The sequence below is a fragment of the Rhizobium esperanzae genome (assembly GCF_002204185.1).
Taxonomy (GTDB): Bacteria; Pseudomonadota; Alphaproteobacteria; order Rhizobiales; family Rhizobiaceae; genus Rhizobium; species Rhizobium esperanzae.
Map to the genome: position 1 here is coordinate 90,347 of NZ_MXPU01000011.1, position 14,246 is coordinate 104,592.

The window sequence follows — 14,246 nt, forward strand, 5'->3', positions numbered from 1 at the left end:
GTTTCCGCAAATGCGCACTCGGCCGCGTCGCCGACCGAATCAATCGCGTTCAGGCCGCGGCGCGGACTTTCGCCTCTTCCCGGATTCGCTTCACCATCGAGCGCAGCCCGTTCGAACGCTGCGACGACAGGTTCTCCACCAGACCGATCTTCGAGAAGATCTCGAAGGCATCGAGCGCAGCGATCTCGGAAGCCGGCTTGCCGGAATAGGTGGCAAGCACGATGGCGACGAGGCCGCGCACGATATGCGCGTCGGAATCGCCCTCGAAACTCATGATTGGGTTTTCCGGATCGCCCGACGTATGCGTCACCAGCCACACCTGGCTGGCGCAGCCCATCACCTTGTTCTCCGAGGTGCGTTTTTCCTCGGCGAGTTCGGGCAGCGCCTTGCCGAGCTCGATGACATAGCGGTAGCGGTCTTCCCAATCGTCCAGGAAGGCGAAGTCATCGATGATCTGGTCGAGGGATGCCATAAAAAGCCTTTCACCTTTTGGCATGCTGGCAAAACGACACGGCAATTTTGCGTCCGGACATGCTCTAGGACTGCATATAGGTGATAGATCTGCAGATTTGAACCACTAAAGCGAGCCGTCTTAGTGACGCCGCGCTCCAGCTTTTATTTTTACGCATGTCGTTATCGAAAACCACTGCACATTCTTGTGCGACATGCTCTCAAAAAGAAACGCCGTGAGGATGGGCATCCTCACGGCGCAGCAATCTGCTGAATTAAACAGGGCAGGCACGTCAGGCATGGGACATTTCCGCGTCATGCGGACCACCGATGCAAGCTGTAGAATTCTCGTGAGACGCGTCCGGAACGTTGCTTATGCGCGGCGGGCCGGTTGCCCGCGCAAATTCGTCAGATCGCCGGCTTCGGCGTCGGCAGCGGGATCGCGCCGGTTACCACGGTCCCGGCTTCATCGTCGACCGGCGGACGATAAGGCATCGGCTGGTTGAGCACAGCCTTTGCCTCGCGGTCCTTCTCCTGAACGGAAGGAGAGGCGAGGGAGGGGGCGGCGGCTGCCACCCGGTTCGCCGGTTCGGCGGGGCTTGCGGTCGTCGTCGGTTCGTCGGTGAATTGGCTGTCGAGAAGTTCGTAAGCGACGCGGGCGCCCTCGCGGGCCCGGTAGCCGAGCGCCGTCAGGGTCTCGGCGCCTTTGACGCAGACCTCCGGCTTTTCCGAGCACATGCCGGTGAGATAGTCATAGGCGCCGCTCGCGGCCGTGAAGGCGTCGGAGAGCTGCAATTGCGGGCCGCCGGCGAGCTTGTCGGATCCCTCCGTGCTGAAGACGGAAAGAAGCACGAGCACAAGGCCAAACCAGAAGGATCCTTTGATCAGAAACCACATTGTCGTTGCCCATCCTGTTTTCCCGTCCGGTTCTTTTCGCCGAATCAGGCCGGTTGTCCGGTGTGCTTTCACCCTATCGGCAAGTTGCGAATGCCGCTTTTCGAAACTCGTGCGCATTTGCGGCAAATTTAATTCAAATTTTAGCGAAGCCCATTTGAGCGGCATTTAAGTCGAATGTGAGCGATTGCCGTTAAGCATCAGGGCAGCACCTGCCTGCAATTGCAGGGCTTTTGCCGGCTCGCCTTGCCACAGGAGTTAACGCGATGCTGAAATATGAAGGAAATCCGCCGCTTACCGGCCATTAACCACAAAAAGCAAAGGGGCGCACGGATGCTCCAAAACGGGAATTTCTGCCCTTTCTGGCTGTGAACAGCGCCTTTGCCTTATCCTTTCCTTAAGTCGCGGGGGCCTATTGTCCGGATCGACAGACAGCCTCTTTGGGCGGGTATTGCGTGCGAGTATTGAGTGACATTGGCGGCTGGGCGACGACCCTCGTAGACCGGGCGGCGACAAGCTGGCTTTCCCGGACGGGTGGCGGCGAAGCCGTGCGCCAGCGCGAGCTTGCGATTCTGCGCCGCCTCGTGCTGCTCTCCTCGGCCGCTCTCGTCGCCGCGCCTGTTGGCCTTTCGGCGGTCACCAGCCCGGCCGTCGCGCTGCCGGCCGGCGTCGCCATGGTCTGCGCCGCCTTTCTCTTTTCCGCCGTCGGCAGCATCGCGTTGGCCCGCCAGGGCTCGTCCGCCGGCGTTGCCACACAGTCGGCCGAGGATTTCTTCCTCGCCGTCACCCCCGGCCTCGTCTTCTTCCTGGATCCGCACGGCAGCGTCGCCACCATAGGCGGCCGCGACCGGCGCGATTTCCTTGCCTGGATGCGCGATCCGAAGGGCAGGGGCTTCCTGGAGCAGGTGCATGTCTCCGACCGTATCCTGTTCTTGCAGGCGCTCGATGAGCTCAGGCGCGGCGAAGATGCTGCAAGCGTCGATCTGCGCCTCGATCGGCCTTCGGTCTCGCGCGATCAGCGCCAGTTCGCCTATCTGAGAATGGACATGACGGCGCGACGCGATGCCGATGGCGAGCTTGCCGCCGTCATCGCCCAACTGCGCGATGTCTCCGTCGAGCAGCAGCTGCGGGCCGAAGCCCAGAACCGTGCGGCCGACGCCGAATCGGCAAATGATGCCAAGTCGCGCTTCCTCGCCGCGGTCAGCCACGAGCTGCGCACGCCGCTGAACGCTATCCTCGGCTTCTCCGATATTCTGATCGGCGAATATTTCGGCAAGTTCGAAAACGATCGCCAGCGTGAATATGTCGGGCTCGTCCGCGAATCCGGCGCGCATCTGCTCTCCGTCGTCAATACCATGCTCGACATGAGCAAGATCGAAGCGGGGCGCTACGAGCTGATTCTCGACGCCTTCGATATCTCGAGCTCCGTCAGATCCTGCGAATCGATGCTGGCATTGCAAGCCAAGACCAAGGGCGTCACGCTGACGAGCCGGATTCAGCGCGGGCTTGGCGAGATCGTCGCCGATCAGCGCGCCATCCAGCAGATCCTCATCAATCTCGTCGGCAATGCCGTGAAATTCACCGAAGCCGGCGGCGTCGTCTCGGTCGATGCGGCGGCGCGTGACGGCATTCTGAAGCTGACGGTCAGCGATACCGGCATCGGCATTGCCGCCGACAAGCTGGCGATGCTCGGCCAGCCTTTCGTCCAGATCCAGAACGATTACACCCGCCGCTTCGAGGGCAGCGGTCTCGGCCTCTCGCTGGTCAAGGGGCTGGTGGCGCTGCATGGCGGCAATTTTGCCATTGCCAGCCAGCCGGGCGAAGGTACGATCATCACCGTCGAGATCGCGGTGGATGGCTCGGGCGCCCGGCGCGCCGAAAATGCCGGCCATGGCGCAACCGTCGAATTTCCGCCGCGGCTGAAGGACGCGGTCGGTACCGGAGCAGTATTGGAAGAGGGGCTTTTCGATGGCCGCGCGCAAGCGAAAATCGCCTAAGGGAAAGAAGCGGCGGCAGCAGCCGGGCCTTATCGTGTCGGGTGCGGCCGCTCTCGGCGGCCTCGGCCTGCAGGGTGCATCCGTGCTGGGTGGTATCGGGCTGCAGGGCGCATCCGCGCTCGGCGGCGTCATCGGCCGCAATCCGTCGGTCGCCGGCGGCGCGATCGCCTTCTTCGTCATCTTCTCCTTCGTTGCGGCCAACGCCCTCTGGTATCAGCCTGGCTTGCATCCGCACCCGATTTTCCGCACCCGCGACCCGCAGTCTCCAAACGTGCTCGGTGCGCGCCGGGCGGCCGACGAACAGCCGGCTGATGTCACCACCTTCCGGATCGAACGGCCGGAGGATGCCGCCGCCACCACCAGCGGGACGCCGGCGCCGGCCGCAGCCGCTCCGCAGCCGAGCCAGCTGGTCATGGACATTCAGCAGCAGCTGGTGCGCCGCGGCCTCTATAACGGCACCGCCGACGGCATCATCGGCCCCCGCACCAGCGCTGCCATCCTGTTCTTCCAGGAGACCGTCGGCATGGCCCAGACTGGGGAAGCGACGCCGGAGGTGCTGGCGGCGCTGAAAACCGAAGCTGCCGGCCCCTCGACCGTGCCGGTGGAAAAACCGCGTGAGGATGTCACCTCGAAGGCGGCGGCGGAAGACCCGGTCGCCGCCGCGATCCGCAGCGCCGAAAAGACCGTCAAGACGGCGCCATCAGCCGCAAAGCAGCTTCCATCAAGCGAACTCACCACTGTCGACCTGGTGCTGAAGATCCAGAAGGGTCTGTCCAACATGGCCTATGCCAATGTCGGCGTCGACGGTGTTGCCGGCGAGCAGACCCGCGCCGCCATCCGCCATTTCCAGAAGCACTACAATCTGCCTGAAAACGGCGAGCCAAACGAGGCGGTGCTGAAGAAACTCAAGGAAATCGGCGCGATCTGAGACATATCGCGCAGCCCGAGGCTACAACCTAAGTCTAAGACGCTGGTGCCGTTTGCAACTTATTAACCATGTTGATCGAAGCTTTGCCGATTGAGGCGGGGGAGCGTCGGTCATGCATGCGCTGAAGACGATGGACGATCTGGCCGGAGAACCGGCAGTCGAAGCGGAAGGCCCGGATCGCACCGCCTTGCGCCACATCCTGCAGCGCCTTGCCGAGGAGGCCTCGACGCTCGGCATCGATCTCGTCGATATTGCCGGCGCCATTCAGGACATGGCGGCGATGTCGGCCCGCCATGCCTCCGCCTTCGATCATGTCACCAGCACCGCGCTTTCGATTGCCGAAACCAACCGTTCGGTCGCCTTGTCGCTGCGCGAGACAGACCGGACGGCCGCCGAAGCCCGCCAGATGCTCAAGGAATCGGCCGACCGCCTGTCCGGCTCCGTTGCCGAGATCGGCCATATGGTTCAGGCTTCAAATGTCATCGGCGCCGAAATCGCCGGCTTCTCGAAATCGCTTGCCGATGTCGACAAGATTGCCGAGGAGATCAGCACGATAGCCCGCCAGACCAACCTCCTGGCGCTGAACGCCGCGATCGAGGCGGCGCGTGCCGGCGATGCGGGCAAGGGTTTCGCCGTTGTCGCCGCTGAAGTGCGCGCACTTTCGCTGCAGACGTCAAAGGCGACCGGCTCCATTCAGGACACGCTGGATGAGCTGCGGGTGAAGATCGACCGGCTGTCGGCGGTCGGCGGCGATGCCCGCGACAGTGCCGCCGACGTGCGTGACAAGTCGGACGCGATGCGCGGCGCCTTCGAAAGCATGGAACATGTCATCACCCGCATTCTCGACAGTTCGACGGTCATGGCCAACACCACCGAGGCGGTCGACCAGCAATGCGCCGGTTTCGTCCAGAAGCTCGGCGAGATGTCCGGCGAGGTCGCCGGTTCGAATGTCAGGCTGCAGCAGGCGGCAAACCGCGTCGACAGCGTCGTCGGTCTCTCGGAAACGCTGATCCAGCTGACGGCGAGCGCCGGCGTCAAGACCGCCGACAGCCGTTGGATCGAGGAAGCACAATCGGTGGCAAGGCAGATATCAGGCGCTTTCGAACGCGCCGTCGCCGAGGGTAAAATCGGTTTCGATGCCCTCTTCGACCGACGCTACCGGCCGATGCCTGGCACCGATCCGGTTCAGATGATAGCCGCTTTCACCGAACTCACCGACCGTCTGCTGCCGCCGATCCAGGAGCCCGTCGTTGCCCTTGACGAGCGCATCGCCTTCTGCGCGGCGATCGACGAAAACGGCTATCTGCCGACCCATAACCGGAAGTTTTCGCAGCCGCAGCGGCCGGGCGATATCGTCTGGAACACTGCCAATTGCCGCAATCGCCGCATCTTCGCCGATCGCGTCGGTCTTGCCGCCGGCCGCAGCACCGCGCCTTTCCTCGTCCAGACCTATCGCCGCGACATGGGCGGCGGCAATTTCGTGATGATGAAGGATATCTCCGCGCCAATCACCGTCAGAGGCCGCCATTGGGGCGGCTTGCGGCTGGCGGTCATGGTTTGACGCACCCGTCAAAATATCACTGCGGATTGCCCGCGCCCGCGCGCCAGTCTATATCGCGTCGATGAGATTACGCGCCGACATTTTCGTTTCTTCGCTTCTGCGCCGCGTCTTCGCAAGCGGCGATTTCGCCGCTGTGGAGAAGAAGGGCGCGGAGGAGGCGGGCGCGATCTTCATCCGCCAACACTTTCGCGACGGCCTGGAGACGCTCTATGCGCCGGCGCCGCAGACCGCCTTCGATGAAGACGAGATCCGCGATCGGCTGTTCGAAGTCCGTCTTGCGCGCAGCGAGCCGGAAGCGGTGCGGGCGATGCTGGATCGCGAACGCCGCTTCGACCCCGATCTCTGGATCGTCGAGCTGGAGGCGGAGGAATTGGGGGACATGATCCCCTTGGCGGCGGATCGCTGAGGGTCAGGTCTTATTCGCCTCAACGTGACCGCCGCCCCAGCGCGCGCATGTCGCGCCGCGCCGGCGCCTGGCGGGCGAAGCGGTGGGTTTCAGTCTCCCGAGATGTGCGCGAATCGGATGCCTCGGCTTTGTAGGTGTAGCGATCAGCGCGCCGCCAGGCCTCCACCCTTTCGTGGCATTCTTCCGGATCGAGCGCATCGAGCACCATCCAGCCGCGCGTCACATTGTGCTGTTGTTCGGCAAGATGCGGATAGAACCGTTCCAGCACGAAGACGGCGTCGAGAAAGCCCATGCCGAGGCTCGTCAGCGTCGTGGCGAGCTGCTGGCCGGAGAGGTCGAGCATGATGCGTTCGGCAAGCCAGCGGCTGGCGGAAAGCGCATCGGCGAGTGCGGTGGCGAAGTGCGTCGCCTCCTGCGAGCGGGCGAAGCGCACTAGCAGCGCCTCCTGAATGTCGGTGAGGGTGCGCAGGCCGAGCCTGTCTTGATCGTCACGGCCCAGATGGCCGGCAAGATCCAGAATGCGCCCGCGCAAGGCTTCCTCATTGGCGATGCGCTGTTCCTCCAGCGCTTCGGCCTCGTTGCTCTCCACCTGGACTGGCGAAAGCGGGACGGCCACCGATTCCGTGATCGGCGCCGAAGCGGTCGCGGAGCGCGGCTGGGTCTGGCGCAACGCCACCAGCGCGTCGATGACCTTCGGCGAGAGCGAGTCGCGGCTGACGATCGCCTTGACATGCGCCGCACCCTGCATGCGCGCGATGGTGATCAGCGTGTCGTCGGCAACGGCCTTCGAGGCGATAAGGAAAGGCGCCGCGATTTCGACCGGCTGATTGCCGATGAACAGCGCCACGGCTGCCGGCATGGTCTCGCATTGGGAAAGGGCGGCGACCGCCTGGCGCTTGGCCTCGTCGGAGGAAGCCTGGAACAGCGGCGTGAAAAGCTCGGCGAATTGGCGCAGTTCGGATCGTGTCGGATGAGACAGGCTCTCGAAACTGCTCACAGTCGCCATCAACACCACGTCCTTTTTCCTGACGGCCAACGGGCCCTCTAGGTCTCGAAACCGGTCACGCACAAGCACACCCTGAAAACGCAGAACCAAGGGAAACCACGGGCCGATCGCGCTGGCGGGGACGCCTTTCGGACCACACGGATATGAACAAATCCTACACCGGTACGGTTAATGGATGCTGAAGATTTTATTAAAATCATACGGAAATATACCTGCCGAACGTGCGGCGGATGGTTAGCCGGCAATGGAAATGCGATCGGTTTTGAAAGAGCGCTGCGGCAGTTCCCACCGCCTGTGCGACGGCGGAAACAGCTCGTTCTCGGGTCGGGTCCGGCGCTGTGAACATGCCGCAACTGCAAAGATGACGGTCGGGCCGCTGCTTGCAGCCGTTTCGAGCGCAGCGGGAACTGCGATCGGTCCCTCTCCTGAAACGCGTGGCCGATGCAGGTCAAAGCAAAGCCGATCCGGATATGCCCCAACGAATATTTTTGTGCCGCATATTTGCAACACCGCCACCGCCTGCGGCAGACAGATACCGTCAACCATATGAATTATTTCTAGTTTTATATTGGCGGCGACCTTCCGCTCTTTCAGCGGGGGCATGAAACCAAATCGACTCCTCAAGCGTTGAAGAGGAAGTTACGGAAACTGTATTTGGCATCCGTCGAATATTAGTAAACTGTTAACTGTCATGTGTCTCAATTCGGACAGGAACGACGCGATTTGAGTGTTTGGATCGTCGAAACTCCGCATCACGGTATTTCAGTCAGGTGCCGTGGGAAAGGCGCGAATGCCCTCGGTTCGGCCATGCCGGCACCGCAGGACGCGCCGGCCCGCAGATTGGCGGGCAGGGTGAAATCCATCGCAAGTTCATCCGTCTCGGGCAGTGCATGGAGACGAGAATGGCAATAGTAGTCGCATTGGCGGATCGGCGGCCGCGGGCGCCGCGTCGTCCGGACAAGGAACCGCGCGAAGCCAAGATTCTCTGGTTCACCGGGGTCCGCTACGAGCGGCTCACCGAGAGCCCGAAACATGGACCGGCGCCTGCGCCGCGCGCCAGGAAGAAGTAAGCGCTCCTTCAACCCCAGAGCGTGATGCCGAAATTGTGAACAGACATCCCGCTTAATTGCCGGGGGTGAATTGCTCGCAGCCCGCTTCCGTCAGGAAGTTGCGTGCTGCTTCGTCGAAGCTTGCCTGCGGTGCCAGCGTCCGTAGCACGACATAACCGTCCGGCCGCGCCATTTCCACCAGGATCGCTTGGTCCAGTTCCTGCGGCAGGTTCTTGCGCAGGTCCGTCAACTGGATCGGGCTGCCCGCCAGAACGTCGAGCGCGCCGCCGACAGAGGTCCGGTCGTTCATGCTGAACACCTCGTTGGAGGCGCTGTCGTAGATGGCGATCGACCAGAAGGGCACATTGCCCTTGGCGGTGAAATGCACCGGCGCATCCTCGACATCGAAGGAACAGACGGCGGTCCGCAGGAAGGGGTCGCCATTGGCAAGGCCGGCCTCGTCGTACTGCTCGCCGAGCAGATAGAAATTGTTGAGATCGCCCTCTGCCGCCACGCGGGTCGCCGCATCCCTGCCGGTGAAATGCGGCAGCGACAGAATGATGACGAGATGCAGCAGCGCCGCACCGAAAAGCCCGGTCAGGATGGCGAAGAAGATCCTAAGCATTGCCGCACCCGGTCTTGGTGAGCTTCGGCATGGCCAGATCGATCACGCCGGAGCTGCCGGCGGTCGGCGTGTCGAACAGCGTCAGCACCAGCCGGAAGGTGCCGGCCTGCGGCAAGGCCAGCCAGTTGCCCGGCTGAGCGGCGGCGGAGATCTCGATCGAAAAGCTGCTGTCGGGCTGGCGCAGCACCGTCCAGGAATTGAGCGCCGCCGGAAGCCCGGTTTTCACCGCCGCCGGATTGCCGCCATTGTCGGCGGTAAACAGCGTCCAAAGCCGGGCGGGCGGCGTCTGTCCGCTGAGGCGGTAGCGGCAGCCGGCATTCAGCCGTCCGCCTTCGTCGTCGACGCTCGCCGTGAAGGTCAGGCCCTCGGCGCTGCCGTAGAGCAGCTTACCGGCGCGCGCCCGGTGCGACTTGGCGTAAGGATCGGCATCGACCGTCTGCAGCGCCGGAAAAGCCTCCCAGGCGCCGAGCTTGATCGCCCCGAAACCCTGTGTCGCATCCAGCGCATAAAGCGAAATCATGATGCCGCCGCCGAAGGCGACGATCAGCGTGATCAGGATGAAAAGGGGGAATCGAAACACGTCACGACCTTGGAAACCGGGATGACAGGGTTAGCACTGATTCTGGCAGGGTGGAATGCCGGGTGGCGAATGAACGCCGATCTGTCCAGAGGCGGCTGGTCTCGTCTGCATGCTCGCAGAGAGAGAGAAAGCGACACTTCCACGCAGCTTCTACTCCGCGCTCGCCACCTTCTGCGGCGTCAGCGGCGCGGCGGCCTTCAGCTTCTCTCCGAGCTTCTTGAGGATGTTTGTCGATTGCACCGAGAGCATGCGCGGCCGGATGAGCTGCGGCGGTCCATCCTGCGGCTTGGCGGCGGCGGTCTTGGCGAGATCCCTTTCCGAGGGTAGGGGGTTTTCGACGCCGGGGATGGGGCGCAACGTCACACCCTGATGGGCGTAGTCCATGGCGCGCTTGAAGGTCATTGCCGGTAGTGAGCCGCCCGTCATGTTGTTGGTCGAGGTATAGTCGTCATTGCCGAACCAGACGGCGCAGGTGTAATTGCCGGTAAAGCCGACGAACCAGGCATCGCGATAGGCCTGGGTCGTGCCGGTCTTGCCGGCGGTCAGGATGCCGTTGTCGAGTGCCGCCTTGCGCGCCGTGCCGACATAGGGGACGCGCGACAGCATCTGGTTCATATAGGTATCGGCCTGTTCGGACAGCACGCGTTTCGGCGCCGGCTCGTCGCGGTCGAAATCGTAGAGCACATCGCCTTCGTAATCGAGGACCTGGGTAATGCCGTGGCGGCGCGACTGATAGCCGCCGGCCGGGAAGGTGGCATAGGCCGTCGCCTGGTCGAGCACCGTCACCTCCGATGTCCCGATCGGGATGGTGACGTCGTCGCGGATCGGCGTTTCGACGCCGAGGTTCTTCGCCATTGCCCGGATGGGCTGGATACCGAGCTTCTCCTTGGCGAGCCGCACCGGCACGGTGTTGATCGACTGGGCGATGGCGGTCTCGAGCGTGATGCGGCCGACATAGCGGTTGGCGTAATTGTGCGGGCTCCAGTTGCCCCAGGAAATCGGCGCGTCGACGATCGTCGTCTGCGGCGTCATCCCACTCTCCATCGCCAATGCATAAGTATAGACCTTGAAGGAGGAGCCCGGCTGGCGCAGCGCCTTGGTGGCGCGGTTGAACTGGCTCTCGCCGTAGTCCCGCCCGCCGACCATGGCGCGCACGGCGCCGCCATTCTCGATCATCACCATGGCGCCCTGCTTGGCGTGATAGGCCTCGCCATATTCGCGCAGTGACGTCTCGACCGAATCCTCGGCCGCCTTCTGGATGCCCATGTCGATCGTCGTGCGCACGATCAGCGAATGCTGGTGGAACCGCGGCGAAAGCCGCTGCACCTCATCGAAAGCCCAGTCGAGGAAGAAATCAGGCGATTCCACCTCGTTGCGGTCGACGACGGTGGCCGGATTGCGTCGGGCGGCGATCACCTGGCCCTCTGTCATCAGCCCGCTTTGCACCAGGTTGGTCAGCACCTCGTTGGCGCGCGCACGCGCGGCCGGCAGGTTGACATGCGGCGCATATTTGGCCGGCGCCTTGAACAGGCCGGCAAGCATCGCGGATTCGGCAAGGTTCACATCGGTAATATTCTTGCCGAAATAGAACTGCGCCGCCGCCGCCGCACCAAAGGTGCCGCCGCCCATATAGGCGCGGTCGAGATAGGTGGAGAGGATCTCCTTTTTCGAAAGGTTGGCCTCGAGCCACAAAGCGAGGAAAGCCTCGGTGATCTTGCGGTCGATCGAGCGCTCGTTGGAAAGGAACAGGTTCTTGGCGAGCTGCTGGGTCAGCGTCGAGCCGCCCTGCACCACTTCGCCGGCTTGGGCGTTGGTGACCATGGCGCGGAAGAGACCGATGGCGTCGATGCCGAAATGGTCGAAGAAGCGCCGGTCTTCGGTGGCGAGGACGGATTTGATCAAGGAATCCGGCAGCTCGTCGATCGGCACGGAATTCTGGTGGATGACGCCGCGATGGCCGATAACGTTGCCGTAGCGGTCGGTGAAAGTGACGGCGAAATCGCCGCGATTGCGCCAGTCCTCCTTGGTTGCCTCGAAGGCCGGCTGGGCAAGCACCAGCATCAGCACCGCGCCGACCGCCCCGAGGGTCAGCCCTTCGCCGGCAAGTTCGAAGACCATGCGTTTCCAGCCGCGCACGCGGAAGCGGCGGAAGAAAATGGTTGTGTCTTCCCAGATCTCGGCGGCGCGGAAGCCGGCATTCCAGACAGTCGAGTCGATCCAGGAATCGATGCGCAGCAGAATATGACGGCTCTTGGCCGGCCGCCGGTTCGCTGGGTCACCCGCCTCTTTTCCTGGCCCCTTTTCTGGCTTGTCCGGATCCTGCACGTCCTGTATTCCCGCCTGATCGCGCGTCATTCATGTCCGGTGCGCCGGAAAGCGATGAAAGCGCGAGGCCCGATGGGCCTGTAGCGCTCCAATACCAGGAGCATGCTGAAGAATTGATTGATTTTGTCGCGGATAACAAGAGAGATAGAGTGGCGGTCACGTGAATTTGCGGGCCGCTGTTGCAAGAAACGGACGATGAACGATCTGCCCTTCTGGAAGAGCAAGACGCTGGCTGAAATGACCACCGCCGAATGGGAAAGCCTCTGCGACGGCTGCGGTCTCTGTTGCCTCAACAAGCTCGAGGAATGGGAGAGCGGCGATGTCTATTTCACCTCGGTCCGCTGCAAGCTGCTCGACGGTCACAGCTGTCGCTGCTCCAGCTACGAGAACCGTTGGGATTTCGTGCCGGATTGCGTGCAACTGACCAGGGAGAATGTGCCCGAGATCGCCTGGCTGCCGCCGACCTGCGGCTACCGCCTGATCAACGAGGGTCGCGATCTCTACTGGTGGCATCCGCTCGTCTCCGGCGATCCTGAGACGGTTCACGCCGCCGGCATCTCCGCCCGCGGCCGCACGATCAATGAAAACGAGATCGATATCGACGATCTCGAGGATTACGTCGTTGACTGGCCGCTGACCGTGGGCGCGGAAAAGCATGAAGAAGAAGCGTGAGCGGCGGTCATAATTCCACTGCTGATAGGAAGCGCCGCAATTCCGTCTCCACATAAGCGGCCACCGGGCCGCCTGCGCCAAACCCCCACCAGGTGAGCGATCCCTGCCATTGTGACAGCATCAGCCGGGCGATCGTTTCGGGTGCCTTCGCCGAGCCGAAACATTGTGCGACCGCCGCCGTCAGCGTCGTTCCCCAGGCCGCACCTCGGGCGCGCAGCACCGGATCGCGAAAATCCTCGCGCAGCACCAGCAATCCCTCGCCATAGGCGGCGGCATCGTCGCCGTAATCCTGCGACAGGCCGACGAGCAGCGCGACGGCGCCCTCCGGCGTTTTCGCCACGCTGTCGGCAAGACGCGCCGTCTGTGCATCCAGCCGGTCCCAGGCATGGAGCAGGGCGGCGCGCAGCATGGCGGCCTTCGTCGCAAAGCGCTGCACCAGCGTTGAACCGGAAAGCCCGCTCGCTTTCGCCACCGCGGCAAAGGTCGCCGCATCCGGCCCTTCGGCATGGATCAGCGCCAGCACCATGGCGAGAAGCTGTTCGTCAGAAAGGGTGCGGCGGCGCGGCATGAAATTCCTCTTGCGTTCATTTTGAATATGAACGAACATTCGTTTATATTCAACTGGGGCCAGTCACAATCGGCCGGCTCTCGGTTCTAGCGTGGAGGATGGAGACGTGACAGCGGATTTGCGGGGGAAAGTGGCCTTGGTAGCGGGCGCGACGCGCGGTGCCGGCCGAGGCATTGCGGTCGAACTCGGCGCTGCCGGCGCCACCGTCTATGTCACCGGCCGCACGACACGCGCCGAGCAGTCCGATTATGCCCGGCCGGAAACGATCGAGGAGACGGCCGAGTTGGTGACGTCGGCGGGTGGCAAGGGCATTGCCGTGCAAGTGGATCATCTCGTTCCGCATGATGTCGAGGCGCTCGTCGCGCGGATCCGGGCGGAAGCCGGCCGGCTCGACATCCTCGTCAACGACATCTGGGGCTGCGAGAAACTGTTCGAATGGGACAAGGCGGTCTGGGAGCATTCGCTGGACAAGGGCCTGCGCATGCTGCGGCTCGGCATCGAGACGCACCTGATCACGGCCCATTACGCGCTGGCGCTGATGATCGAGCGACCGGGCGGGCTGCTGGTGGAGGTAACCGACGGCACGGCTGAATACAATGCCACGCATTACCGGCTCTCGCCCTTCTACGACCTCGTCAAGACGGGCGTCACCCGCATGGCCTGGGCGCATGCTCAGGACCTCGCCAAACACGGCGCCACCGCCGTTTCGATCACGCCCGGCTGGCTGCGCTCCGAAATGATGCTGGAGGCCTATGGCGTTGGCGAGCAGAATTGGCGTGACGCGACCAGGGCACAGCCGCATTTCGCCATTTCCGAAACCCCGCGCTTCATCGGCCGTGCGGTCGCGGCCCTGTCAGCCGATCCCGACCGCGCCCGCTGGAACGGCCAGTCGCTGTCGAGCGGCGGACTGGCCAAGGCTTACGATTTCGACGACATCGACGGTTCGCGGCCGGATTGCTGGCGCTATCTGGTGGAAGTGCAGGAGCCGGGCAAACCGGCTGATGTAACCGGCTACCGGTGAGGCTGACCGCCGCCCTTGGGCGCGCTGCTGCCGTGAGGCGCGGTTTGGGCCGCCGTCTTCATCTGTCCGGCGAAGCTGGTTTCCGGCTTTGTCGCCAGCTTGTCCTTCTTCGGCTTGCGGGCCTCGCGATTGCTTCTCAATTGTCCCTTTGCCATGGATAGATC

Annotated in this window: 16 protein-coding genes; 7 read left to right on the plus strand and 9 right to left on the minus strand. The window is 63.1% G+C overall.

Annotated elements, in window-relative coordinates:
- Window positions 1-49 precede the first annotated feature (49 nt).
- Together B5E41_RS17545 and B5E41_RS17550 are read right to left on the minus strand one after the other, a co-directional pair.
- A complete protein-coding gene (locus tag B5E41_RS17545) occupies window positions 50-472 on the minus strand; it encodes a SufE family protein (protein ID WP_064801307.1) in 423 nt (140 codons plus the stop codon).
- 386 nt (window positions 473-858) lie between these two features.
- Window positions 859-1,347: a DUF5330 domain-containing protein gene (locus tag B5E41_RS17550; protein WP_088395407.1), complete on the minus strand. Its 489-nt coding sequence runs from the start codon at window positions 1,345-1,347 to the stop codon at window positions 859-861.
- Window positions 1,348-1,799: 452 nt separating this feature from the next.
- Between B5E41_RS17550 and B5E41_RS17555 the strand changes: the two genes are divergently transcribed.
- The 4 genes from B5E41_RS17555 to B5E41_RS17570 all read left to right on the plus strand — a co-directional run bounded on the left by B5E41_RS17555 (window position 1,800) and on the right by B5E41_RS17570 (window position 6,236).
- A complete protein-coding gene (locus B5E41_RS17555) occupies window positions 1,800-3,341 on the plus strand; it encodes a sensor histidine kinase (protein ID WP_088395408.1) in 1,542 nt (513 codons plus the stop codon).
- On the plus strand, window positions 3,313-4,269 hold the full coding sequence (locus B5E41_RS17560) for a peptidoglycan-binding domain-containing protein (RefSeq protein WP_088395409.1): 957 nt from the start codon (window positions 3,313-3,315) through the stop codon (window positions 4,267-4,269). Before B5E41_RS17555 ends, B5E41_RS17560 begins: the two co-directional genes overlap by 29 nt.
- 112 nt (window positions 4,270-4,381) lie before the next feature.
- A complete protein-coding gene (locus tag B5E41_RS17565; protein ID WP_088395410.1) occupies window positions 4,382-5,830 on the plus strand; it encodes a methyl-accepting chemotaxis protein in 1,449 nt (482 codons plus the stop codon).
- A gap of 61 nt (window positions 5,831-5,891) precedes the next feature.
- On the plus strand, window positions 5,892-6,236 hold the full coding sequence (locus tag B5E41_RS17570) for a DUF1491 family protein (RefSeq protein ID WP_088395411.1): 345 nt from the start codon (window positions 5,892-5,894) through the stop codon (window positions 6,234-6,236).
- Window positions 6,237-6,255: 19 nt separating this feature from the next.
- Here B5E41_RS17570 and B5E41_RS17575 read toward each other — a convergent pair whose 3' ends face one another.
- Together B5E41_RS17575 and B5E41_RS31340 are read right to left on the minus strand one after the other, a co-directional pair.
- The gene (locus B5E41_RS17575; RefSeq protein ID WP_176439422.1) at window positions 6,256-7,305 is read right to left on the minus strand and encodes a hypothetical protein; all 1,050 of its coding nucleotides are present in this window, start codon (window positions 7,303-7,305) and stop codon (window positions 6,256-6,258) included.
- A 171-nt stretch (window positions 7,306-7,476) separates the two neighbouring features.
- A complete protein-coding gene (locus B5E41_RS31340) occupies window positions 7,477-7,845 on the minus strand; it encodes a hypothetical protein (protein ID WP_141098779.1) in 369 nt (122 codons plus the stop codon).
- Window positions 7,846-8,144: 299 nt separating this feature from the next.
- Between B5E41_RS31340 and B5E41_RS31750 the strand changes: the two genes are divergently transcribed.
- Window positions 8,145-8,312: a hypothetical protein gene (locus tag B5E41_RS31750; protein WP_176439423.1), complete on the plus strand. Its 168-nt coding sequence runs from the start codon at window positions 8,145-8,147 to the stop codon at window positions 8,310-8,312.
- A 52-nt stretch (window positions 8,313-8,364) separates the two neighbouring features.
- Here B5E41_RS31750 and B5E41_RS17580 read toward each other — a convergent pair whose 3' ends face one another.
- The 3 genes from B5E41_RS17580 to B5E41_RS17590 all read right to left on the minus strand — a co-directional run bounded on the left by B5E41_RS17580 (window position 8,365) and on the right by B5E41_RS17590 (window position 11,851).
- Entirely contained in the window at window positions 8,365-8,916 is a 552-nt protein-coding gene (locus B5E41_RS17580; RefSeq protein WP_088395413.1) for a DUF1254 domain-containing protein, read from the minus strand.
- The gene (locus tag B5E41_RS17585; RefSeq protein WP_088395414.1) at window positions 8,909-9,496 is read right to left on the minus strand and encodes a DUF1214 domain-containing protein; all 588 of its coding nucleotides are present in this window, start codon (window positions 9,494-9,496) and stop codon (window positions 8,909-8,911) included. The genes B5E41_RS17580 and B5E41_RS17585 overlap by 8 nt, the downstream gene beginning before the upstream one ends.
- A gap of 150 nt (window positions 9,497-9,646) precedes the next feature.
- Window positions 9,647-11,851: a transglycosylase domain-containing protein gene (locus B5E41_RS17590; protein WP_176439424.1), complete on the minus strand. Its 2,205-nt coding sequence runs from the start codon at window positions 11,849-11,851 to the stop codon at window positions 9,647-9,649.
- A 165-nt stretch (window positions 11,852-12,016) separates the two neighbouring features.
- Between B5E41_RS17590 and B5E41_RS17595 the strand changes: the two genes are divergently transcribed.
- Entirely contained in the window at window positions 12,017-12,493 is a 477-nt protein-coding gene (locus tag B5E41_RS17595; protein ID WP_088395415.1) for a YcgN family cysteine cluster protein, read from the plus strand.
- A 7-nt stretch (window positions 12,494-12,500) separates the two neighbouring features.
- Here B5E41_RS17595 and B5E41_RS17600 read toward each other — a convergent pair whose 3' ends face one another.
- Window positions 12,501-13,061, minus strand: a complete 561-nt coding sequence (locus tag B5E41_RS17600; protein WP_088395510.1) for a TetR family transcriptional regulator — start codon at window positions 13,059-13,061, stop codon at window positions 12,501-12,503.
- A gap of 106 nt (window positions 13,062-13,167) precedes the next feature.
- On the opposite strand from B5E41_RS17600, the gene B5E41_RS17605 reads away from it, so the two are divergent.
- Entirely contained in the window at window positions 13,168-14,082 is a 915-nt protein-coding gene (locus B5E41_RS17605; RefSeq protein ID WP_088395416.1) for an SDR family oxidoreductase, read from the plus strand.
- Here the strand turns inward: B5E41_RS17605 and B5E41_RS31755 are convergent.
- Window positions 14,073-14,237 (minus strand): hypothetical protein, encoded by a 165-nt coding sequence (locus B5E41_RS31755; RefSeq protein WP_176439425.1) that lies wholly within the window; start codon window positions 14,235-14,237, stop codon window positions 14,073-14,075. The genes B5E41_RS17605 and B5E41_RS31755 overlap by 10 nt on opposite strands.
- Window positions 14,238-14,246 lie beyond the last annotated feature (9 nt).